Origin of the sequence: Sulfuricurvum sp. (assembly GCF_019163035.1) — a bacterium.
Taxonomy (GTDB): Bacteria; Campylobacterota; Campylobacteria; order Campylobacterales; family Sulfurimonadaceae; genus Sulfuricurvum.
The window spans coordinates 1-21,783 of the sequence record NZ_JAFLKV010000026.1 but is presented as its reverse complement, the minus strand read 5'-3'; the positions used below and the strand labels follow the sequence as shown (position 1 = coordinate 21,783).

24 protein-coding genes, 1 tRNA gene and 1 pseudogene are annotated in these 21,783 nt (G+C 42.7%); 15 read left to right on the top strand and 11 right to left on the bottom strand.

Features of this window, described 5'->3' with window-relative positions; translation table 11 throughout:
* Both JZU62_RS02510 and rpsU read right to left on the bottom strand, forming a co-directional pair.
* On the bottom strand, positions 1 to 140 hold a 140-nt coding region (locus JZU62_RS02510), incomplete at its 3' end, for an NAD(P)-dependent oxidoreductase (protein ID WP_365956265.1).
* 120 nt (positions 141 to 260) lie between these two features.
* Complete coding sequence (rpsU, locus tag JZU62_RS02505; RefSeq protein ID WP_013458942.1) at positions 261 to 473, bottom strand: 30S ribosomal protein S21; 213 nt, start codon at positions 471 to 473, stop codon at positions 261 to 263.
* A 125-nt stretch (positions 474 to 598) separates the two neighbouring features.
* Between rpsU and JZU62_RS02500 the strand changes: the two genes are divergently transcribed.
* The 3 genes from JZU62_RS02500 to JZU62_RS02490 are packed head-to-tail and all read left to right on the top strand — an operon-like array spanning position 599 to position 4,966.
* Positions 599 to 2,263 (top strand): methyl-accepting chemotaxis protein, encoded by a 1,665-nt coding sequence (locus JZU62_RS02500; protein WP_295011577.1) that lies wholly within the window; start codon positions 599 to 601, stop codon positions 2,261 to 2,263.
* Positions 2,264 to 2,288: 25 nt separating this feature from the next.
* Positions 2,289 to 3,935, top strand: coding sequence for a DNA primase (gene dnaG, locus JZU62_RS02495; RefSeq protein ID WP_295011575.1), 1,647 nt, complete (start codon positions 2,289 to 2,291; stop codon positions 3,933 to 3,935).
* 59 nt (positions 3,936 to 3,994) lie between these two features.
* Positions 3,995 to 4,966: an argininosuccinate synthase domain-containing protein gene (locus JZU62_RS02490; protein WP_295011573.1), complete on the top strand. Its 972-nt coding sequence runs from the start codon at positions 3,995 to 3,997 to the stop codon at positions 4,964 to 4,966.
* On the opposite strand, the gene JZU62_RS02485 is transcribed toward JZU62_RS02490, so the two are convergent.
* Entirely contained in the window at positions 4,959 to 5,222 is a 264-nt protein-coding gene (locus JZU62_RS02485; RefSeq protein ID WP_295011571.1) for a cation transporter, read from the bottom strand. The genes JZU62_RS02490 and JZU62_RS02485 overlap by 8 nt on opposite strands.
* Before the next feature lie 121 nt (positions 5,223 to 5,343).
* Between JZU62_RS02485 and JZU62_RS02480 the strand changes: the two genes are divergently transcribed.
* Complete coding sequence (locus JZU62_RS02480; protein WP_295011569.1) at positions 5,344 to 6,033, top strand: sulfite exporter TauE/SafE family protein; 690 nt, start codon at positions 5,344 to 5,346, stop codon at positions 6,031 to 6,033.
* Positions 6,034 to 6,038: 5 nt separating this feature from the next.
* Here JZU62_RS02480 and JZU62_RS02475 read toward each other — a convergent pair whose 3' ends face one another.
* Entirely contained in the window at positions 6,039 to 6,827 is a 789-nt protein-coding gene (locus JZU62_RS02475) for an HDOD domain-containing protein (RefSeq protein WP_295011567.1), read from the bottom strand.
* A gap of 138 nt (positions 6,828 to 6,965) precedes the next feature.
* Here JZU62_RS02475 and JZU62_RS02470 point away from each other — a divergent pair, with 138 nt between their 5' ends.
* The gene (locus tag JZU62_RS02470) at positions 6,966 to 7,388 is read left to right on the top strand and encodes a hypothetical protein (RefSeq protein WP_295011565.1); all 423 of its coding nucleotides are present in this window, start codon (positions 6,966 to 6,968) and stop codon (positions 7,386 to 7,388) included.
* Here the strand turns inward: JZU62_RS02470 and JZU62_RS02465 are convergent, their stop codons facing one another.
* Complete coding sequence (locus JZU62_RS02465; protein ID WP_295011563.1) at positions 7,389 to 8,054, bottom strand: hypothetical protein; 666 nt, start codon at positions 8,052 to 8,054, stop codon at positions 7,389 to 7,391. It lies immediately after the preceding gene.
* A gap of 108 nt (positions 8,055 to 8,162) precedes the next feature.
* On the opposite strand from JZU62_RS02465, the gene JZU62_RS02460 reads away from it, so the two are divergent.
* The 3 genes from JZU62_RS02460 to JZU62_RS02450 all read left to right on the top strand — a co-directional run bounded on the left by JZU62_RS02460 (position 8,163) and on the right by JZU62_RS02450 (position 9,516).
* A tRNA-Ala gene (locus tag JZU62_RS02460) sits at positions 8,163 to 8,238 on the top strand.
* An 82-nt stretch (positions 8,239 to 8,320) separates the two neighbouring features.
* A complete protein-coding gene (locus JZU62_RS02455) occupies positions 8,321 to 8,842 on the top strand; it encodes a hypothetical protein (protein WP_295011561.1) in 522 nt (173 codons plus the stop codon).
* Positions 8,843 to 8,928: 86 nt separating this feature from the next.
* The gene (locus tag JZU62_RS02450; protein WP_295011559.1) at positions 8,929 to 9,516 is read left to right on the top strand and encodes an energy transducer TonB; all 588 of its coding nucleotides are present in this window, start codon (positions 8,929 to 8,931) and stop codon (positions 9,514 to 9,516) included.
* 2 nt (positions 9,517 to 9,518) lie between these two features.
* On the opposite strand, the gene JZU62_RS02445 is transcribed toward JZU62_RS02450, so the two are convergent.
* The 3 genes from JZU62_RS02445 to pstS form a co-directional block, all read right to left on the bottom strand.
* Positions 9,519 to 9,914: a hypothetical protein gene (locus tag JZU62_RS02445; RefSeq protein ID WP_295011557.1), complete on the bottom strand. Its 396-nt coding sequence runs from the start codon at positions 9,912 to 9,914 to the stop codon at positions 9,519 to 9,521.
* Positions 9,915 to 10,022: 108 nt separating this feature from the next.
* The gene (locus JZU62_RS02440; RefSeq protein WP_295011555.1) at positions 10,023 to 11,420 is read right to left on the bottom strand and encodes a hypothetical protein; all 1,398 of its coding nucleotides are present in this window, start codon (positions 11,418 to 11,420) and stop codon (positions 10,023 to 10,025) included.
* 262 nt (positions 11,421 to 11,682) lie between these two features.
* Positions 11,683 to 12,684, bottom strand: coding sequence for a phosphate ABC transporter substrate-binding protein PstS (gene pstS, locus JZU62_RS02435; protein ID WP_295011553.1), 1,002 nt, complete (start codon positions 12,682 to 12,684; stop codon positions 11,683 to 11,685).
* 144 nt (positions 12,685 to 12,828) lie between these two features.
* Between pstS and JZU62_RS02430 the strand changes: the two genes are divergently transcribed.
* Genes JZU62_RS02430 through pstB form a run of 7 tightly spaced genes read left to right on the top strand, consistent with a single transcriptional unit; the run spans position 12,829 to position 19,238 of the window.
* Positions 12,829 to 13,497, top strand: coding sequence for a PhoU domain-containing protein (locus JZU62_RS02430; protein WP_295011551.1), 669 nt, complete (start codon positions 12,829 to 12,831; stop codon positions 13,495 to 13,497).
* Positions 13,498 to 13,550: 53 nt separating this feature from the next.
* Entirely contained in the window at positions 13,551 to 14,225 is a 675-nt protein-coding gene (locus JZU62_RS02425) for a response regulator transcription factor (RefSeq protein WP_295011549.1), read from the top strand.
* Complete coding sequence (locus JZU62_RS02420) at positions 14,219 to 15,631, top strand: ATP-binding protein (protein WP_295011547.1); 1,413 nt, start codon at positions 14,219 to 14,221, stop codon at positions 15,629 to 15,631. The genes JZU62_RS02425 and JZU62_RS02420 overlap by 7 nt, the downstream gene beginning before the upstream one ends.
* A complete protein-coding gene (locus JZU62_RS02415; RefSeq protein WP_295011545.1) occupies positions 15,628 to 16,713 on the top strand; it encodes a hypothetical protein in 1,086 nt (361 codons plus the stop codon). Before JZU62_RS02420 ends, JZU62_RS02415 begins: the two co-directional genes overlap by 4 nt.
* A gap of 46 nt (positions 16,714 to 16,759) precedes the next feature.
* Positions 16,760 to 17,611 (top strand): phosphate ABC transporter permease subunit PstC, encoded by an 852-nt coding sequence (gene pstC, locus JZU62_RS02410; RefSeq protein WP_295011543.1) that lies wholly within the window; start codon positions 16,760 to 16,762, stop codon positions 17,609 to 17,611.
* Positions 17,608 to 18,450: a phosphate ABC transporter permease PstA gene (gene pstA / locus JZU62_RS02405; RefSeq protein WP_295011541.1), complete on the top strand. Its 843-nt coding sequence runs from the start codon at positions 17,608 to 17,610 to the stop codon at positions 18,448 to 18,450. Before pstC ends, pstA begins: the two co-directional genes overlap by 4 nt.
* A gap of 2 nt (positions 18,451 to 18,452) precedes the next feature.
* Complete coding sequence (gene pstB, locus JZU62_RS02400; protein ID WP_295011539.1) at positions 18,453 to 19,238, top strand: phosphate ABC transporter ATP-binding protein PstB; 786 nt, start codon at positions 18,453 to 18,455, stop codon at positions 19,236 to 19,238.
* Between the two features lie 32 nt (positions 19,239 to 19,270).
* Here the strand turns inward: pstB and queF are convergent, their stop codons facing one another.
* The 3 genes and pseudogenes from queF to JZU62_RS02385 form a co-directional block, all read right to left on the bottom strand.
* A complete protein-coding gene (gene queF, locus JZU62_RS02395; protein ID WP_295011537.1) occupies positions 19,271 to 19,660 on the bottom strand; it encodes a preQ(1) synthase in 390 nt (129 codons plus the stop codon).
* A gap of 11 nt (positions 19,661 to 19,671) precedes the next feature.
* Positions 19,672 to 21,057 (bottom strand): EAL domain-containing protein, encoded by a 1,386-nt coding sequence (locus tag JZU62_RS02390; protein ID WP_295011535.1) that lies wholly within the window; start codon positions 21,055 to 21,057, stop codon positions 19,672 to 19,674.
* Positions 21,058 to 21,063: 6 nt separating this feature from the next.
* A pseudogene (locus tag JZU62_RS02385) lies at positions 21,064 to 21,783 on the bottom strand (DNA gyrase subunit B); the annotation flags it as partial.

The following is a 21,783-nucleotide window of genomic DNA, read 5'->3' as shown; positions in this document are numbered from 1 at the left end:
GGAGCGTGCTTATAACGATCAACGGCGATCACTTCGATCCCGAGACGCTGTGCCTCGATTGCCACTTCTTTTCCGAGTTCGCCTGAACCCAACAACATAATTTTTTTGGAATTGGTTTTGAGAGGTGCGCTAAAGAGCATGGGTATAGCCTTGTGCAAAATTTATTACACTAAGTTTATCACAGGGTTAGTAAAGGTTTTGTTACAAAGGGAAAAGTTGAAGAGGAAGAGGGTGTAACCCAAGCGCCGAAGCGCAAGAGATTACAGGCGAGATTCGTAACGTCGCATCATATAGAGACGTTTTAACATCTTTTTGCGAGCGCTGATTTTGAACTGTTTACGTTTTTCAGTCTCTGTAACATGGTTACGACGAGCACGGGCTTCAGTAACAATCAGATTACGATCTGTTTGTTTCTTGAAACGACGGTAAGCAGCATCAAAGTTATCATCTTGGCGTAAGATAATTCCAGGCATTCACATCACCTACTTTCTATTTAAAATTTTTCGAACTGGAATTATAGCGCAACTTTCGCGTAAATAAGGTTCGTTAGGTTATGATTTAATTATTAATTATTAGAATTATAAATTTGGAGTTTCAAATGAGTCCACGAAAAATATTGATGTGGTTAGTATTTATAGGGATGATGGTTCCCCCTATGGCATGGATTCTCTTTTTACTCTATTCTACCCTCTTTACTTTGGATGAACTCATCACTATTTTGTTCTCCCCTCAAATGTTGATCTATATGGTCGTTGCCACAACTATTATGCTAGTGGTATTTAATACATTTTTGACAAAAATTGAATCCGCTATTCGCAATCTCTCCTCCTACGAAGAGAGCGTTTCTCTCATTTCAAAAATGCCGTACTTTTTTTTAATCGGTCAACTTTTTTATATTCTTCCCGGACCAATCTCCGTATTATGGGGAAAATCTTTTATGACGTTAGAGCGCTTTATTTTTGCTCAAGCGGCAGTGTTACCACTCCTTTTACTCTTCATTATTCCTGTTTTTATCTTTTTTGTTATACGTTTGGAGGAGTGGACTGCCCCCATAGCACTCAGCGAACGCCATCCCTTCATCTCGTTCGGGAAAAAAATGACGCTAGCCATTTTTACGACCTTAATCGGAACAACCGTTATTATGGGATTGCTTAACGTTATTCTCTTTTCTATGCATCACACCAATCCATCGATTATTATCAACAAAAACATCGTTATTGGAGTCATAGGAGTAGCCATCTCAGCACTTAATGTCTCTCTCCTAGTAGCACAGGTTTCACGTCCGATTAAACATCTCAACCATAACCTCAAAACCGATATTTTTAATCTCACTAAATCGTTCGTCGGTTCTACCCGTGATGAAACGGGGATGATGATGGACAGCCTAAACCGCTTCATTGCCGAAATCGAACACTCTATATCTCATGCAAAATCGATTGCAGCGGATAACCTTTCGGCAGCACACCGCCTCGATTCAATCAGTGCAGAAGTAAAATCGAGAGCCCATCAAGGGTATACCATCGGTCAAAATGCTTCTGATAAGGCAATCTCGGTTCAATCTACTGTTAGCCATAGCGCCACCAATCTCTCTATAACTCTCGAAAATATGACCGACTCGATGGATCAGTTGCACAAGGGACGTGCAGAACTCTCTACCCTTCTTGTAACACTCTCACGAAACACACAACTCGAAGAAGAACTCGAAGCCAAATTAAATCAATTAAGTATCGATGCGGCACAAGTGAAAAACGTCCTCAATGTTATCAATGACATCGCCGATCAAACCAATCTGTTAGCACTAAACGCAGCAATCGAAGCGGCGCGTGCAGGAGAACATGGGAGAGGGTTTGCCGTTGTTGCTGACGAAGTTCGTAAGCTTGCCGAAAAAACTCAGCACAGTCTTGTTGAGATCAATGCTACTATCAATATCATCGTTCAAAGCATCAACGATTCAACCGATCAAATGCACCAAAATTCTCAAGTATTACGAGAAGTATCTACTATTTCAGAAAGAGTAGATCAAACCATCAATCAAACCGTTCAAACGATGGAGCAAACCAACAGTCGTACAATACAAAGCGTCAATGATTCCCATACAATTGCCGATCACATCGACGCAATGCTCTCTCAAATCAAGATCCTAGGAGAACTCACTGCATCCAATGAAACATCCATGCATGAACTCTCTAATATCGTCACATCCATCGACACATCTGCTAAGGCATTAGATATTCAGTTGGGGCAATTTAAAACACATCAATAAAGTCCCTTTTCGGTAAAATATCTTTATGATTACCCAAGACTCCATAGAGGCGCTCAAAGCCCGACTTGATATTGTCGATATCGTGGGCTCATATATCGAGTTAAAGCGTGCCGGAAGCAGCTTCAAAGCCCCTTGCCCGTTTCATGATGAGAAGTCCCCCAGCTTCGTCGTCAATCCCTCACGCCAAAGCTACCACTGCTTCGGATGCGGTGTTCATGGTGATAGTATTAAATTCATCATGGAATATGAAAAGCTCAACTATCCCGAAGCGATTGAGAAGTTAGCCGCATCGAACAATTTTAGCCTCCACTATACCGACGATACCAAACAAAAAAAACGGTCCAACCTTCTCGAAACCCTTAACGACTGGTATCAAAAACTCCTCCAAGAGAAACGAGATGCGATGGAATATCTCCACGAACGGGGAATTTACGCCTCCAGTATCGAACGATTCGGGATCGGGTATGCCCCTACTTCACCTGAGACACTCCGATTTTTAGAACAACGCAAACTCCCAACCCCCGAAGCAGTTGAGCAAGGTGCCATCGGACGGGGAGATGATGGACGGCTATTTGCCCGTTTTATCGAGCGGGTCACCTTTCCGATCCACTCTACCAGCGGTGCCATCGTCGGTTTCGGTGGACGTACCATCACGGGACATCAGGCTAAATACGTCAATTCGTCTCAAAGCGCCATTTTTAACAAATCACGCCTCTTGTACGCCTATCACCTCGCCCGCGAAGCGATCTACCGCCGTCGGGAAATCATCGTAACTGAAGGGTATTTGGATGTCGTGATGCTCCATCAGGCGGGATTCACCCATGCCGTCGCGACACTGGGCACCGCTCTTACCGCTGAACATCTGCCGCTGTTACGAAAAGGTGAGCCGAAAATATTTCTCGCATACGATGGGGATAAAGCGGGACGTGCCGCCGCGTACAAAGCCTCCAAGCTTTTGAGTATATCGGGATTTGATGGGGGAGTTGTTTTATTTGAGGGGGGACTTGACCCTGCCGATATGATTAAAAACGGTCAAATTGAACAACTCAATGCGCTCCTGCATCGACCAATCCCTTTTATCGAGTTTGTTATCTCGGAGATGATTAGTGCTTATGATCTCCAAGACCACAAGGCTAAAGAGACGGCACTGCACGAGAACATCGCGTTTCTCAAAACCCTCTCTCCGCTTCTACAAGAGGAATATCGCCCTTTTGTTGCTTCGAAACTAGGGATTTCTCCTTCATTAATCCAAGTGGGACGAACCAACAAAAATGTTGCCGCGCAACCGATCAACTTTTCTCATCACGACATTTGGGAACTGAGCTTTATCAAAACCCTTTTGGAACGTCCCCATATTGCCGATTCTCTCCTCGATTTTATTGACGCGTCATTGCTCCAATATCACGGAAGTGAGTTTGAATCAGCCCTTCAAGGTCGCAGCGATGATCCCCGTCTCAGTGCCCTAATGATGGATGATCGTATACGGACATTTGAGGGAGATGAGGGGTTGCGGGCTGAGCTTATCACTTTCTTGAGTGCGCACTATAATCGTGAACTCAAAAAAGTGACAACCCAAAATACGGTATCATTCGATCAAAAGTCGTATTTAATACGTCAATTTCGGGACAAAATAGAACGCCTCAAACGGGGCGAGTTGGTCCCGCTCAGTTAATCTCCCGTTCGTGGTGAGCCTGTCGAACCATGAATGACAATCATAATATAGGAATATAAATGAAAGCCATAGCCCTCTTCAGCGGCGGTCTCGACTCTACCATCGCGGCGAAACTCATCATCGACCAAGGGATCGAAGTGATCGCCTGCAATATCAACACAGGATTCGGTTCGACCAAAGACCGCCTCGCCCATATGAAAAATATGTGTGAACAGATCGGTGCCGAGTTTCGAAGTGTCGATATCCGTGATGAATATATCCGAGAAGTACTTTTTACCCCAAAATACGGGTACGGTAAAAATTTCAACCCCTGTATCGACTGCCATGCCAAAATGTTTGAAGTCGCGAAAAGGGTGATGAAAGAGTGGGGTGCGAGTTTTCTGATCAGCGGTGAAGTATTGGGTCAACGACCAATGAGCCAAAACAGCGAATCACTCCAAAAAGTTCTCAATCTTAGCAATTGCGAAGGGTTGCTACTCCGTCCGCTTAGTGCCCAATTGCTAACACCGACTATTGCTGAGACCCAGGGATGGGTGGATCGTGAAAAACTCGAAAACATTGTTGGGCGAAATCGTGATCGTCAGATGGAACTTGCAAAGGAATTTGGCCTCAAAGATTATGAAGCACCCGGTGGTGGATGCCTCCTCACCGATGAGAAATTTTCTAATAAAATTCGCGATTTCATTGCTCACGATACCTTTAGTGTAGAGGATATCCCAACCCTTAAATACGGTCGTCAGCTTCGCCTTAGCGAAGGAGCAAAATTGATTATCGGGCGTAATGCGGAAGATAACGATATCCTCGAAGCAATCGAAAATCAAAAATTTATTCACATCACCACCGAACTTTTTGGTCCTCACGGCCTCATCTCAGCCAATGCAAGTGATAACGATAAAATGTTAGCGGCAAAACTGATGCTAGCGTATTGTAAACAGGATTTTAAAGGGGAGCAAACACTTATGTTTGGCGATGAAGAACTAACTACCGTGAGCGACCTAAGCCGCCACGATGCACAAAAGTATTTTATTTAGCGACTGAACAGCCGTAACCCGCTTTTTTAACCGCGTCGCACATTGCCTCAGGCTTTGTGCCATCTGAGGCTTTTACTTCCGCTTTACCCTCTTTGAGATAAACGCTCGACTCTTTTACCCCACTCACTTCATTCAATGTCCCTTTTACATTTTTCACACACGCAGGGCAGGTCATACCACTTACATTGAGTTTAACCAGCTGATCGGCACTCGAAACCGCAACTAATGCTACTAAAGAGAGGAGAACTTTTTTCATACGCGAATCCTTTAAATAATTTAATGCTATTGTTTCATAGAACTGTTAAATTTGTGTTAAGTCTTAACACTATTGTAACAAAAATTATTTATGCTATTAATACTTACGAAAAGGTTGCATTATGAACGGTATCGAATGGTGGCTAATAATTTCTATTGCGTTTGCGGGGAGTTTCGGTCACTGCATCGGGATGTGCGGTGGCTTTATTGTCGCCTACAGCTCGACCAAAATCGATGCTTCAATGAGCCGGAGTGCTCAGCTCGTCCGCCACAGTGCCTATAATATTGGACGGGTTAGCTCCTACATCATTCTTGGAATGATTTTCGGCGGAATCGGTTCTTTGTTTGCCCTCAGTATGGAGTTGCATGGAGCACTGTTCATCTTCGCCGGAGTCATTATGATTATCACGGCACTGGGAATGTTCGGCCTCTCTAAATTGATTCATCTCTTAGAGCGGGGATTTTCTTCCAACTCTTTGTTTAAAACCCTCTTTTCACGCCTCATCAAAAGTAAAAAAATCGGTAGTTTTTTCGCTCTTGGAATAATGAATGGCTTTTTTCCCTGCGGGTTTGTCTTTTTCTTTGCCGCGAAAGCTGCCGCTTCAGCTTCTATAATCGACGGAGGTTTGATTATGGCTGCATTTGGACTTGCTACCGTTCCAACACTTCTTGCCCTTGGACAATCGGTGAGTTTTTTTAAAGAGATTGCATTTCGTCAGACTATGAACCGAATCGCGGCACTTGCGATCCTCATTTACGGTCTTTACAGTATTTATTACGGATTAGCGTACTTTTTCGATTTACCGATTTAAGGAGTTCACTTTTGAGCTGCTTGTACCGTTACAACCGCCTCTTTAAATGCATTTTTATTTAATCCAAATTTTTCTATCATCTCTAATGCTGCCTTTATCCCCTCAGGGCTAAAAGTATGATGAAGATTAACCGCTTTAACAACGACAGCTAACACTTGAGAATAAGGGTTCTGAGTCGAAGTATTGGATATCTCTTTCAACGCATCGATAAGTGCCGGTTCAAAATTCCAATGCTCAAACATACTTGCCGCAATTTCATAGCTGCTCATTCCGAGGTACCTCTGCTCAACCTCATCAGGAAAAGTAGTTTGCTGTATCTCATTTGAAAAAAACGTATAGTTTCCAGAGGCCATAACCCTCAGTGATCCCGCAAGTTTTCCGAGCTCCATTAAAAAAGCGCAACTTTGCAGCAGTGGAAGCATTGATTTGTCGACATTTCGATACCACTCCCTCACCAATGCTGTTTGCAATGAAGAGATGCGTGTTAAATCATCGATGTTAATAGAGTAAGGACTTAAATCAACAATCATCCCTTTTTTAATGGCACTTGCTGCTGCAAATCCGCGAATCATAGAGATTCCAAACAACATTATTGCTTGCGGAATCGAGGATATCTCTTTACTCATCCCATAAAGAGGCGAATTGACCGACTTCAGAATATTAGCACTGAGCATGGGGTCTTGCTCAATAACCCGCGAAAGATCATCTATATTTGTATCATTGTTCATACATAACTCTTGGATCTTTATTACCGAATTCGGTAATGGAGGAAGACTTTTAATCTCTTCAAGCATCGGATTTATCTCCTGTATTATTTTATGTTGTTCAGATATTCGCTGTGGACGGAGTTTACTCTCACTCCTTTTAAACCATTATTAGTTTGAGAGAATTATCGCTATACTAAGTCAAATATTTCTTTTAGAGGAGTCAAAATGGCGGGAGTGCTATTTTCGTTTTACAATTTTGCATCATTAATTGATCTCAACATCGGTATATCAGATCGGCTTGATGAAAATCGTTCTGAGAGTTTTACTATACTGTTTTGCGATTTTTCAGGTATTTCGCAAACATTAGTGGAAACAAACCTTCAAAGTTTGCTTCGTACCTCCGATTCTATCGTACATTTTGAACATTACTACTTTTTTGTAATGCCATATACAGATAAATACGGATGCAACATTGTTAAAAAAATGATTGAAGATCTTTTTGGAAGAGCTATCCCCTCAGCGGCAGTTTGTTACCCTTCTAACGGAGAGAATCCATCCGAAATACTTGAGTCGCTCCATGCTGAAGCAAAAAAGACACTGGGCACCGACCTTGATTGCCTTTACAGCGCCGCAAACAAGGAAGCGTGATTAAAAGCGCTGCTGCACCAATGTCGGTTTAAAAGAGTAGTAAGGTGATCGTTTATAGTATTCGATTGCCGCTTCAATGTCACTTTTATGGGCAAGATTACGGTCATACAAATAGGAAACATTCGTACAAGGCTGTGTTTTGCACGGTTCACTTTTGACTTGAGTGAGCGGCATTGAAACACTCTGAGCAACAGTAGGATGATTTGTCGCGGCGGCTAATACAGACGCTTCATGCACCGCAGCTATCGCTTCCTCTTTTTTGACCGGTGCTATCTCATGGATAACTACCGCTTTTACTTCCGGCTGAGAGCTCACAGACGCTTTAGCTTCAACGGAATGCTCTTTAGCGCTAGTGGTAACGCGACTTTCACATACCTTTGGTGTTGTTCGCTCTACACTGCGGACAAAAGCATCTTTGCTAATTGCTTTTGCTTTTCCGAGATCCTGATGAGCTGCTTTAGCTGATGGATATTTACCTACTGTTACAATATTACACTCACCCTCTTTTTTCTTTGTTGAAGGAAGGGTACTTTTTTGCACTTTTTTCTCAAAAGCGGGAGTGATCGAAGCCTCTTTCTGGGCACTGATCGTCTGAATCGTAAATTCCTCCGCGCTCAACACTACACCGCTGACACTGAACATCATAATTAGGGCTAACTTTTTCATACTCTCTATATCGACACGATTCGACTAAAACTTTACTGCTCTTTAGCATTTCTATCCTCATTGACTTTTAAGACCCCTAATCGTATAATGGCGCTCCAAACATCTTTTGGGCCCTTAGCTCAGCTGGGAGAGCGCGTCGCTGGCAGCGACGAGGTCAGCGGTTCGATCCCGCTAGGGTCCACCATCCACTTCTTTTTTTTCCCCATAAACCTTTTCGTATTAAACACATACTATAATAGCTCCAATATTTTCCAAAAGGAACCTTTATGAAACTCTCCCTTGCACTTGCTTCACTGGTACTAAGCTCTACTTTTGCATTCGCGGCTCCAACACTCGCTACGATCAACGGGACAGCGGTTACAACGAATGATGCCAATGCGTTTTTATCCAAAGCGGCACCGGGGATGAGTTTTGATAAACTTGATCCGAAAATGAAACGTCAAGTGGTCGATCAGCTCGTCAATCAAGCTCTTATTAAAGATCAAGTTCTTAAAAGCGGCATCCAAAATACCCCTGCGTTTAAAGCCCAATACGCTGCCATCAAAAATGATTTGGCGGTCGATATGTGGATGAAACAGCAAATGAATAAAATCAGTGTCACCGACAAAGAGACCAAAGCATTTTACGATGCCAACAGCGATAAAATGAAACAAGGGGATAAAAAAGTCACCTACGAACAAGCGAAAAAAGAGATTACCCAATTTTTAAAATTGGAAAAATTCAAAGCACAAATGAACAAAACAACCGATTCCCTCCGCTCTGCGGCAAAAGTTGAGATCAAACTTTAATACACGTGCGCGCTGCTAATCCCCTTCTCCTCTCTATAGGTATTCACCTCACACTTGTTTCCCTGATGATCGGGGTAATAAGTGTAGTGCAAAAAACATTACCGATTTCACCGGAGAAGATAAAACTAAAAATTTTACTTAATACTCCTGAACCATCCCCCGATATTCCGATTCCCCATATATCTCAGCCAACTCCAACGCCGCAAATACAACCCAAACCACTTCCAAAACCAACACCGATTAAAACACCCGTGTTAGCGCCAAGTAAACCGACCATAACCGCACTGCAACCGACACCGGTTATCCAAAACGTTAGTGTTCCAAAAGTTGCAGAAAACATCCCTGTAGCGGTTCAAAAAGCATCTCCTCCTCCGCCACCGCCAAAAGTAGAAGAAAATTATGAAGAAGAAAATCTGGGAAGAATCCGCTCTATTCTGGCAGCACGACTCAAATATCCTAAAAATGCGGTGCGTTTAAAACAGCAGGGGGAGTGTATTGTCACCTTTACCCTTGAACCGAACCGTGACGTTAATCAAATCACTATCACGAGAGGCTCAGGGTTTGAGATGTTAGACAGTGCTGCGAAAGAGCTGATTGAAACGTCTGCTAGTGAATTTCCAAAACCTAAAAAATCCATTCGGATCAGCGTCCCTATCGATTACAAACTCCGCTAATTTTATCCTCTTTGAGCGAGTCCAACCGCCAAAGCTTTCTCGATCTCATGAGAATAATCAGGATTATTAGTTCGAAGGGTTTTCTCAAATCGTAAAATGAGTTTCGAATCGGTACGAGGATGAGTACATAACGATTCAAGAAGATGTTTGTATTTCTCGACTGTATGAGAGTTCATGCTACCAAAATGATCCAAAATCATCTCCACCGCATGGTTCAGTTCTCTACTGCTCGATGATCTGCTCTTAATAATTTCGCTGAGAGATTCAAAAGTCTCGATACTTGCTGGAGTCGAAACTGCCGTTGTTTTGCTTTTTCCTAACCAGACATACAGTGCCACTAATGCGATAAGAAGAAACAATAGCCCCACAATGGTTAGTATTAAATTAGCTGTGATCATATAAAATTCTCTTAGAGTTGATATGGGAAGTATTGTAGCGGAAAACAAATAAATGAGTATGACTCCCGCGATTGCGGGAGAAGAAGGAGAGAATGAAAGCTTAGAGGATTACCATTTCAATTCGGTAGTCATCATATATACGTCTTTAGATTCACCAGTATCACCTACTTTTGCAGGTACTTTTGAATCTTTTTCATCAATGAATTTTGCAGAAGCGATGAAGCTTACATTTTTATTGTATTTATACGCTAAACCAGCGATGATTTTATCACCTTCGATGTTAGAGCTAACGGCACCATTAAACTCACTTTCAATTTTATAGTCATCGTAACGACCGATAACAGTCCAGTCTTGAATTGGGCGGTATTCAGCATTGATTGACCATGCTGTGTAATCTTTTGTGTCAAAAGTAGTAGCTAGGCGTTGATTACGCTTGTCATCTTTTGCAGTAAGATATTGTGCTGCGATCAAGAATTCCGGTTGATTGTAGACGGCATGGATTCCGTAAAATGAACGATCATATTCTCCAACGTCGTTGACAGTGGCACTGTCATCTTTATGATTTTTTGAGATCAAACCGAATGTTGAAATATTTGCATAGGTATCTTTGGTGCGGTCATTTTTGCCCACTTTTTCACCACTTCCTATGATATGTCCTGTCAAACGCCATTCAGTTGACAGCTTAGAAGTACTTTCTTGGTTGCCCGCAATTTTATCTGCATGATAACCCTCACCGTTGAAAATACCGATTTCAGAACTGAACATATCTGTTTTAGTTTGGAAATTTACCCCGAAGTCAGCTGAGTTTACAAGGTCAACACCTGATTCTGTTGCCGTCCCTTTTTCTTCAATCATAACTTTATTGAATGAGCGGTAATGCCATCCATTATGCTCTTCATAGTCAATCCATGGACGATGAACAATACCCATCTCTACACCGGTATACGGAAGTACTTTATCCAAATAAAGGTATGCATATTTTACAAATACGTCTGCATAACCACCACCTTGAGATGTTTTTAAATCACTGCTGTCTTGAGTTGTCCCAACCGGAGAGGCTAGTTCTTTTGTTGAATCTAAAGTTACACGTGCATAGTCTTTATCATTGAAATATGCTTTTACCTGCACGTAGTTACGTCGCATTTCAAAACCTGATGAACGTCCCGGATAATTTGAATTTGCAGTGGCAGAGTCAACTTTGGTTGATGGGTTTGCGCTTGTAAATCCAAGATAGTGCGTACCGCTAAACTCAAGTGTTTTCGCTTTTGATTTAACGTTTACGTATTTAGACATTTTGTCTTGATACTCAGAACCTTTTGATTCGATATCACGAAGCTGCATATCAACTTCTTTCGCACTCACGAAATCACCCATCTCAACGCGGCCTTCGCCAGCAGTCGTGAAAACCTGTCCTGTTTTAGGATCACTGTAGAGAGTCAATGCATCAGCTGATGCAACGCCACTGATCATCGCCGCAGCAAGGGCTGATAATGCAACTTTTTTCATAAGAATCACTCCTGTTTTTTAATAGTGTCATTGTAGATAAATTTGATTACGTGTTTGTTACATTACAGAATGATTACGATAAGGAAAATGAATAAAAAACGGATTGGTTTAAGTGTTAAAAATACCCATCTAAACGCATACGCAAGAATAGATGGGTCAAACTTAGGAATTGAAGAAGGAGAAGAAATGTTGGGTCAGGTTAGACACCTTTAAAAACACCAAAATATTCTTAAAGGTATCCACCCCGAAGGGTGAAATAGTATTATTTAGTCTCTGCCCAGTATTCGCGGACAAGGTTTGTTGTTTCAACCGGGAGTGGGATATAACCCAATTTTTCAGCCGCTTTGTCACCGTTTTTGAACGCATAGTCAAAAAATTGGATAACTTGAGCGTTGGTTTCCGCTTTTTCTTTTGGTAAAAGGATATAGGTTGCCGCTACGATAGGATAAGCAGTATCCCCTTTTTGAGATACTAATGAACCGTAGAAGTGCTCAGATTTTTTCCAAGAAGCTTGTTTAACCGCTGCCATAAAGTTTGGCTTATTTGCTGTTACCCATTTACCGCTTGCAGTTTGCAAAGTTGCTGCTGAGAGGTTGTTTTTCTCTTTATACGCGTTTTCAATATATCCGATAGAGTAAGGCGTTTGTTTGATGATGTTAGTAACACCTTCATTTCCTTTTCCGCCGACACCAGTTGCCCAACCGATTGCTTTACCGATACCGAATTTGCTTTTCCAGTTTTTAGATGAATCGCTCAAATAATCGGTAAATACATAGGTAGTTCCTGATCCGTCTGAACGGTGAGCAACGATGATTTTTTGCGCCGGAAGATTTACCCCAGCATTGTCAGCAACGATAGCAGGATCATTCCACATTGTAATATTACCCGCGAAGATATCAGCTACAACAGAGTTTTTGAGTTTCAATTTTTCATCGGCAACACCCGGAAGGTTATGAGCAACTACGATAGAACCGATAACGGCCGGAAACTGCGTCAATTTTGCCGCAGCAAGCTCTTTTGGAGTCAATGGAGCATCCGTCGCACCGAAATCGACAACGCGCTCACTTACTTGTTTAATTCCGCCGCCTGAACCGATGGATTGGTAGTTCACACGTGTTTTGGTCGCTTTTTGATAGTTGTATGCCCAGTCATAATAACATGGAGCAGGGAATGTTGCACCCGCACCATTGATTTTATCCGCCGCAATCATTGAAGTCGCTGCGATAGCGGCGATCACCAAACCTTGTGTTGCTTTTTTGAACATAGTAGAATCCTTTTGGAATTTTTGATGCGGTATTGTAGAGGTATCGTGTAACAAAATGATTACAAAGGGAAACTTCGCTTTGTAATCTTTCGGTTATAAACCATTGTTATAATCGCGCACATCATTTATATCAAAGGCGCACCAATGCTACCACGCTATGAAAACAAGCTCAATGAAATCCGTACTATGATTTCACTTATGCTCTCACAAATCATCCAGTCAAGCGAAGAGACTCTTAAGGCATTTGAAACCGATAATGCTGAACTGTATGAAACTTCGCGCACATACATTAAAAATCTTCAAGTCGATGCCAACAAAATTGATAATGAAATCATCAAAACGTTTGCCCTGTTTGGTCCAGAAGCCGATGAGCTACGCCTGCTTGTTGCTTACCTCAAAATGACCAATGAGATCGATCGTATCGGTGATGGTCTCAAAAAATACAGCAAACGTCTTCATGACCACTGTATGGGTGGATGTGACATGAGCGTTTTAACCAATGCTATCATTCAATTGCACAAAACGACGCTCAATGCGTTACAATACATCATTGAATGTTTGAATAGCATTGATCTATGCGATGCTGACGATGTTTACCGTAAAGTAATGGTTGAAGAGTCAAAAAATGACGATCTTTTCTCTATCATGGAGAAAGAACTTTTGACATTAATCATCGATGCCAATGAACTTGCCGTTGAATACGTCAAAGTTTTAGGGACATTACGTAAATTAGAGCGCATCGGAGATCGCACTGTCAATATCGCTTCTTTGATGCTTTTTGCACAAAAAGGCGGTGAATTGCATCTTCATTAATACACGACTAGTCTGTTGTGTATAAATTTAAATCTACATCAAAGAGGTTAGCCGTGAATACTCTGATACTGATTGTCGAAGATGAACAGGATATTTTGGAACTCATGGAGTACCACCTCGCCAAAGAGGGATTTGAGACCATCGGCTTTCTCAACACCAAACATGTTGTTGATGCCCTCGAAGAGGAGAGTGTTGATCTGATCCTCATGGATCGCAATCTCCCCGGTGCCGAGGGGAGCGAATTTGTCGAGTCGCTTCGTAAACGGGGTATTCAAACGCCCGTTATTTTTGTCAGTGCAAAACACAAAGACGAAGAGATCGAGCAAGGATTCGAGCGCGGAGGCGATGACTATATCACTAAACCTTTCAGTATGAAAGAGTTGATTTTACGGGTTAAAGCGATATTGCGTCGGACGAAAAAACTCTCTTCCGAGGGCACCCTCACCTACCGAGATATTGCCATCAACCTCGCGGCACGTACTGTACTGATCGAGGGGTGCCCTATCGAACTCACTAAACTCGAATTTGATCTCCTCCACGCCCTCATCATCAATGAAAATGTGGTTTTAGAGCGTGATTATCTCCTCGAACACGTTTGGGGAAGCGATGATGTGTACCAAGACCGTACCGTAAACGTTGCAATCAACCGCCTAAAAGAAAAAATTGACCCTGATAAGTCCAAAGAGTATATTAAAACAGTACGGGGAGTCGGTTATACACTGTGCTAAGAATTCATCAACTCTTTTTTCTCAATGTTTTAGGTCTCTTCGTCGCCGCTCTCTTGGTGGCTTCGCTTATCAGCTATTTCACCCTCAAATCGATGATCATTCAAGAGGGTGAAGCGCGACTGATCGAAAATATCAATCTCCTAGAGCCACTTCTCATTGCCACCAACGACTTTGACCGCTTTGTTGCTCAAGCATCGGGAAAAACATTCCTCCGCGTCACCATCATTAACGAAGAGGGAACCGTTATTGCCGAAAGCGATGCGGATAAAACAACGATGGAAAATCACTCCGGTCGTGTCGAGATCATGCACGCTATGACGCAGCCATACGGGGTAGCTATCCGCTATTCCAATACCGTAAAAACCGATTTTATCTACGTTGCCCACAAAATAACGACTCCAGGGAAAACATTTTATGTCCGTCTAGCGATGAGTTTAGAGAGTGTAATGAAACATTTTTATCTTCTATGGATTCAACTGGTCGGGGCATTTGGAGTGTTGGTGGTTATCTCGCTCATTATCGCCTACAAAATCTCCACAAAAACACGCTATGATATTCTCCAAATCACCCGCTATCTGGATGAAATATCCGCCAAGAATTACCGAGCCGTCCTCAAACCCGAATACTTTCGCGAGTTTTTACAAATATCGATCATGCTCAAGAATTTGGTCAAAAAGCTCCATAACCGTGACAAACAAAAGCGCAAACATACCGCAAAATTACGTCTGATTAATAAACAGCAAAACGATATCCTCTCCGCCATCAGCCATGAGTTTAAAAATCCTATAGCCGCCATCATGGGATACGCCGAAACGCTTCATGATGATTTAAATATAGATCCGAAAATTCGTGAAAAATTTTTAGATAAAATCCTCTCAAACACCCATCGAGTCACCCTCATGTTAGACCGTCTCGCCCTCTCGGTAAAACTGGAGAACAATGATCTCTCCATTAAACCCTCAACGTTTGAACTCTCTACTGTGTGTTTGGACTCTATTTCGATATTGCAGGCGAAATACCCCGATCGCTCCCTCCGTTATGAGGGGATTTCCAAAACGGTGTTTGCCGATAAGACCATGCTGGAACTGGTGATAACCAACCTTATCGATAATGCCCTCAAATATTCTGAAGAAGAGGTGAGTATTATCCTAACTGATACCGCTTTGCGTGTTAGTGATAAAGGGATAGGGATCGCTCCTAGCGAACTTGATAAAATTACCTCCAAATTCTATCGCGTCCAAAAAAACCGTTGGGATAACTCGATGGGGCTGGGGCTCTCTATAGTCAGTTATATCCTTAAACTCCACGATTCAACACTCACTATCGAAAGTACTCAGGGGGTCGGTTCCACCTTTGGCTTCTCCCTCACCAATATGATCGAAAAAAAGAAAATTACCAAAAAATGATTCCCCTTCCGCCCCTACTACTGGAACTGTTAAACCATCTCTCATCGCACAGCATTAAACCTATCTTTGTCGGAGGGTTTGTGCGTGATTATTTCAGTGGACACACAACTCACGATCTGGATATCGAACTCTACGGGGTTAGCTCTCTTGAGTCACTCGAAACCCTCCTCCGCCCTTTTGGAAAAGTGGGGCTGTATGGGAAGAGTTTCGGAGTCCTCAAACTCACCTACAGCGGATATGCCATCGATTTTTCCCCTCCCCGCACCGAATCCAAATCGGGATTTGGGCACAAAGGGTTCGAAACCAAATGGTTTAGCGATATGAGTTTCACTGCCGCCGCCCGCCGCCGCGATTTTACGATCAATGCCATCGGCTACGATCCCCTCACCCAAACACTGATCGACCCGTACAAAGGGGTAGAAGATTTAAATGCTAAAGTACTCCGATGCGTTGATCTTGAGACGTTTGTGGATGATCCCCTTCGGATTTTGCGTGCAATGCAGTTTGCCGCACGCTTTGAGCTCAAGTGCGATAACACACTGTTATCCCTTTGCCGTGAGATGATTGTAGCGGGTGCCCTCACAGAACTTCCGAAAGAGCGGATTTTTGAGGAGTTCAAAAAACTTTTCCTCCTCAGCACCCGCCCCTCAATCGGTCTAAAACTTTTAGAGAAAATGGGGGGAAGAAATCTCCTGAATCCTCTCTCCGATGAGACGTGGAATCGCGCACAGGAACGTATCGATACTATCGCTGAACATCGCTACAAAACGGATGTTCTGGCACTAGGACAAATGTTTGCCGCTGTTTTAATAGAGTCTCCCGATCCACTAAAAACGTTGGAACATTTAACCGATCAACGCAATGTAATAAAAACAACAATGACGATTATCAACTATGCGAAGCGCTCAGGTGAGTTTATTCTACCGCCTGAACCGCTTTTACAGGGGCGTGATTTGATTGCACTCGGTTTGAGCCCCTCGGTGAGCTTTAAAACCCTACTCGAACGTGCTTATAGTGCCCAACTCAATCACGAATTCTCCACCCACGAAGAGGCTCTGAAATGGCTCGTAACAGAGCTGTAATCATCGTGTAATAAAATTGCCCATATTTTTTAAGGCAAGGCTTGGCATGATTGATAAAATCTTCTTAAACATGACCCGCACCAGCGCACTGTTGATCCTTTTCATCGTCGCATGGATATTTGTGGTTCTCTTTAATCAGTCTACCGAAGCGATGCAGACGTTTGGACTTGATTTCATCACAAAAGACGAATGGGCTCCGAATCTCGATAAATTCGGTGCGTATGCAGCGATTTTCGGCTCTGTTGCTTCGACATTTTTGGCGATGCTCTTGGCAATCCCTATCGCTATCGGCGTTGCGATTTTCCTCAGCGAAATTGCCCATGATAAAATCAAAGGGTTCTTCGGAGTGAGCGTCGAGCTACTCGCCGCGATCCCCTCGGTTATCTACGGTATGTGGGGATTGTTTTTCTTCGTCCCCATCTTACGCGATATGTTTGGCGGAATGGGGATCGGTTTGCTCGCGGCAGGGATCGTTTTGGCGATCATGATTTTGCCGTTTATGGCAGCGGTTACTCGTGATGCGATGAACACCACCCCCGATATCCTCAAAGAATCAGCCTACGCTCTGGGAGGAACCCAATGGGACGTTATCAAAGATGTCATCATCCCTTACGCTAAAGCGGGAATTATTGGCTCACTCATCCTAGCCCTCGGTCGTGCAATCGGTGAGACGATGGCGGTAACATTCGTTATGGGGAATGTCCACCACACCCCCAACTCCATCATGGATCCGACCACGTCGATTCCGGTTACTCTTGCCAACGAGTTTACCGAAGCGGACAGTTCACTCTATTTCTCCAGCCTCTTTGGATTGGCACTCACATTGCTCGTTATGAGTTTTGTCGTTATCGCTGTTGCAAAGTTTTATTTTTTACGTAAAGTGAGGAAAGGACAATGACCGCAGTTCAAAAACGGATCATCATTAACCGCTTAGCGCTTGCTTTTTCAACGCTCAGTGCCATTATCGCCCTCGCCTTTTTGTTTTGGATTCTCGGTGTTTTAGTAATGAAAGGGATGAGTGCTCTCAACTGGAATATCTTTATTTATGAGGGTTCTCCTCCAGGGTATGCGGAGAGCGGTCTAAAGCACGCCCTCGTCGGTCAGCTCATCCTCGTCTCTCTTGCTACCGTTATCGGGGTTCCATTGGGGATTATGGCGGGAACTTATTTGAGCGAATACGGAAAGAACTCTAAACTCGCTCATACCATCCGTGATATCAGTGATATCATGATGTCTGCCCCCTCTATCGTTATCGGGGCATTCGTGTATGCGGTTGTCGTTATGCCTATGGGTCATTTCAGTGCATGGGCGGGTGCTATTGCCCTCGCTATCATTATGATCCCCGTTATTTTACGTACTACGGATGATATGCTGCAACTCGTCCCCGGAACACTCCGCGAAGCGGCGTTTGCTCTAGGGGCACCGAAGTATAAAGTAATTATAGATGTTGTCTATCGTGGCGCTAAAGCGGGAATTTTGACAGGGGTACTTTTAGGTATCGCTCGTGTAGGGGGAGAGACGGCACCGCTACTCTTTACCTCATTTAACGATAATTTCTTTACGACCGATCTAAACGAAGCAATGCCTTCGCTCACCGTAACGATGTTTAACTATGCGATCAGTCCTTATGACGATTGGCAGCAACTTGGATGGGCAGCCGCCTTTATCCTCTCAATGTTTATTTTGGGTCTGAATATCATCGGACGACTTATTTTATTAGCCGGAAAAAGGAAATAACTATGGCAAGTATCATCGATATCAAAGAAGAGTGCGCACTCCAAGTTCGCAATTTTGACTTTACCTATAAAGGTGCGAGCGCACCGAGTTTAAAAAAAGTTTCTATGCCTATCGCTAAACACTCTGTTACGGCACTGATCGGACCATCAGGTTGCGGCAAAACGACATTGCTCCGTTCATTTAACCGTATGCACGACCTCTATCCGGGGAACAAATACGAGGGTGAGATCGAGTTTGAAGGGCGTAATATCCTTGATCCCAAAGAGGATTTAATTCACTTACGTACCAAAATCGGGATGATCTTCCAAAAACCGACAGCATTTCCGATGTCGATTTATGATAATGTCGCGTACGGTATGCGTCTACAAGGGATTAAAAACAAAACTGAGCTCGATGGTCGTGTCGAAAAAGCGCTCCAAGATGCCGCTATCTGGAAAGAGGTGAGTGATCGCCTCAAACACGATGCGAACGGTCTCTCAGGAGGTCAGCAACAACGTCTTTGTATCGCGCGGGCTATTGCAGTAGAGCCTGAAGTATTGCTATTCGATGAACCAACCTCAGCACTCGATCCGATCTCGACGCAGGGGATCGAAAAACTCGTTATTGAACTCAAAGAGCGTGTCAGTATCATCATTGTTACACACAACATGCAACAAGCCGCGCGCGTTAGTGACTACACCGGATTTATGTATTTAGGAGATTTGGTTGAGTTAGGTCATACCGAAGAGCTGTTTGTTACACCGAAAGAAAAATTAACCCAAGAGTACATTACGGGGAAATTTGGTTGATATAAAGGGTTTTTCCCTTTATATTTTTTCTCTTACTTCTCTTTCACCATTTTCTCGCTATCGATCTCAACTACCGTATGAACATTCCCTCTCGGAAAATAATCTGCAACGACTTTTAAGCGCTTAGGAGCGATTTTTGTCTCAAAGGTGCTGTAGATCTCATTTGCACTGTTTTCATGCGAAATATGGCGGTTTCTGAACGAATTAATGTACAGTTTGATAGCTTTAAGTTCCGCTACCCACTTATCGGGAGTGTATTCGACGTAAATCGTTGCAAAATCAGGATATCCGCTGCGTGGACAAAGACAAGTAAATTCCGGCAATGTCACTTTAATCACATAGTCACGCTCATGTGCATTGGGCCAAATCTCAAAATCTTTTTCAATGTCGAAATTTTCGACTAACTGTTCACCGTACTTCATATTTTCCCTTTTTATAGTTCTTCGATCGTCAAAATTTTACCGTGATAATTACCTTGACGATAATTTATTTTTAACGATTGGGCTATTTGATCGGAATCTGCATCTTCAATCATCGACATCCATGTTTTCGCTCCGCACAAATGAGCACTTAGATTAAGCCCTTGTATCAGATTTTGATACCCAGCTTTTTTAATATTACGGATATAAAGAGGATCGAAGCGAACCACATCCACTTCTAATTCTTTCAAATACAAAAGAGCCGTATGGTATCCCCCCAATCGATCGAGAGCGATTTTATATCCCGCTTTGCGATAATGGGCGATTTGATGGGCGAAACGCTCCAATTGATGGCAATACTCTTTCTCTTCAAACATCAGTGTTATCTTATAACGTGCCTGCGGATAACGCTCAAACAATGTCAAAGCGTGTTCGAAAAAATGGGGATTACGCAAAGTAACTGATGAGACACTCATAACAAACTGGCGATTTTGATCATCACACACTTTTCCGATTTGCTCCAACACTTCACTCTCAAGATAACGCATTTTATTAAGTCGATTAAGCACAGGTACATAGCGGCTTTGATGGATAAATCTTTGTTGAGAGTCGATCAGTTTTACGCTCGTATCGAACACCGAATATTCATCGCAGCATACCGGCCAAAATCCGATTGAAAACCGTTTTTCTTCTAATGCTTCGAGGATCTCCTCTTCCAATTCATTAATTGAATAAAGTTCTTCTTTCTCACTGCTGATGCGATCATGATGAAGTTCATACAAACGACTCATCAAAAGTTCAATACTATTTGAGAGTCGTGAATCAATCATTACCGCTTCAAGCCTTATTTCAATCTCATCGAATACATAGTTTTGATACTTACTCAAAAAAAGTTCTACAAGGGAGGTATAAAGCTCTTTTTCGCCCAATAAAAAAAGTAAAAAGTCTCCCCCCTTATAGCGTCCTATCGGCAGTTTATCTATCCCTTTCTCCCGAAAAAAACGATCCAGTTTTAAGACACTGTTTTGTAACGCTTTATCCCCGTTCTTAATTCCGTATCGCTCATTAATGGACCATAAATTCTCAACACTGATCATTATGATCGTGTGGGTATTTTTAGTGAGTGCTTTTTCCGCTAATTTAAAAAAATATTCAGAGGTAAACGTATGAGTTAACGAATCGGTAATATTTTCTTGACTACTTTGATAAATAAGATAAAAAATAAAATAAACCATTATCCCCAGTAAAGCGATAGATAGTGTAATAAGTGACGTAAAAGAGGTGTAGGGTTGGGTAAAAAGGGCAAAGAGGGTAACCGAACTGAGAAAAAAGATAGGCAAACCCATCCGAAGGGCTAATGCAAAACGGTGTTCTCGCTCTTTTTGCTCAGTGTAGGTCATAAAAAATTAGATATCCAAATGTTTAACGTCTTTAGCGTGTGTTTCGATGTAGTTACGACGCGGTTCAACATCATCACCCATAAAGAGATTAAACGAGTCGCCGGCGGCTTCAAAATCCTCAATCGTGATACGCAATAGTACACGATTTTCAGGTGTCATAGTTGTTTCCCAAAGCTGTTCAGGATTCATCTCACCGAGACCTTTATAACGTTGAATATAAGAGCCTTTCTTCGCAAAATCGGTAATCTGCGTTAACAATTCGAGAAGATCACCTTTTAGAGGTAAATTCCAATCTTGAATTTTTTGGTAAATGTAGTTCGCTTCCGCAAAATGAGGGGATGCAAACAACTCATCGTTGATATGCAACTCTTCCAATCCCTCTTTGGTTTGTACGAAAAGGTGCATATCCTCATCGCTAACACTTTTAGAGAGGATATTATTCCCTTGTTCCACCAAGAATGCTTCGACTTTGATATACATCTCTTTAAGCGGCAATGCGATCAAATCAGGATTTTCGATGAAATAACGGATAAGTTCAACAAGAGCATAACGACGCTCTAGCGCATCGAGGGTACTGCGGTAGTGATCCACCATTTTAAAGAACGATACGAGATCATTGACACCGACATTTAACTCTTCCGCTTCTAACGCTTCGATTCCGTTTTCGATCAAAAAGGCATTCATTACGCGATCATCTTTAAAGTAGATCTCTTTTTTCCCTTTTTT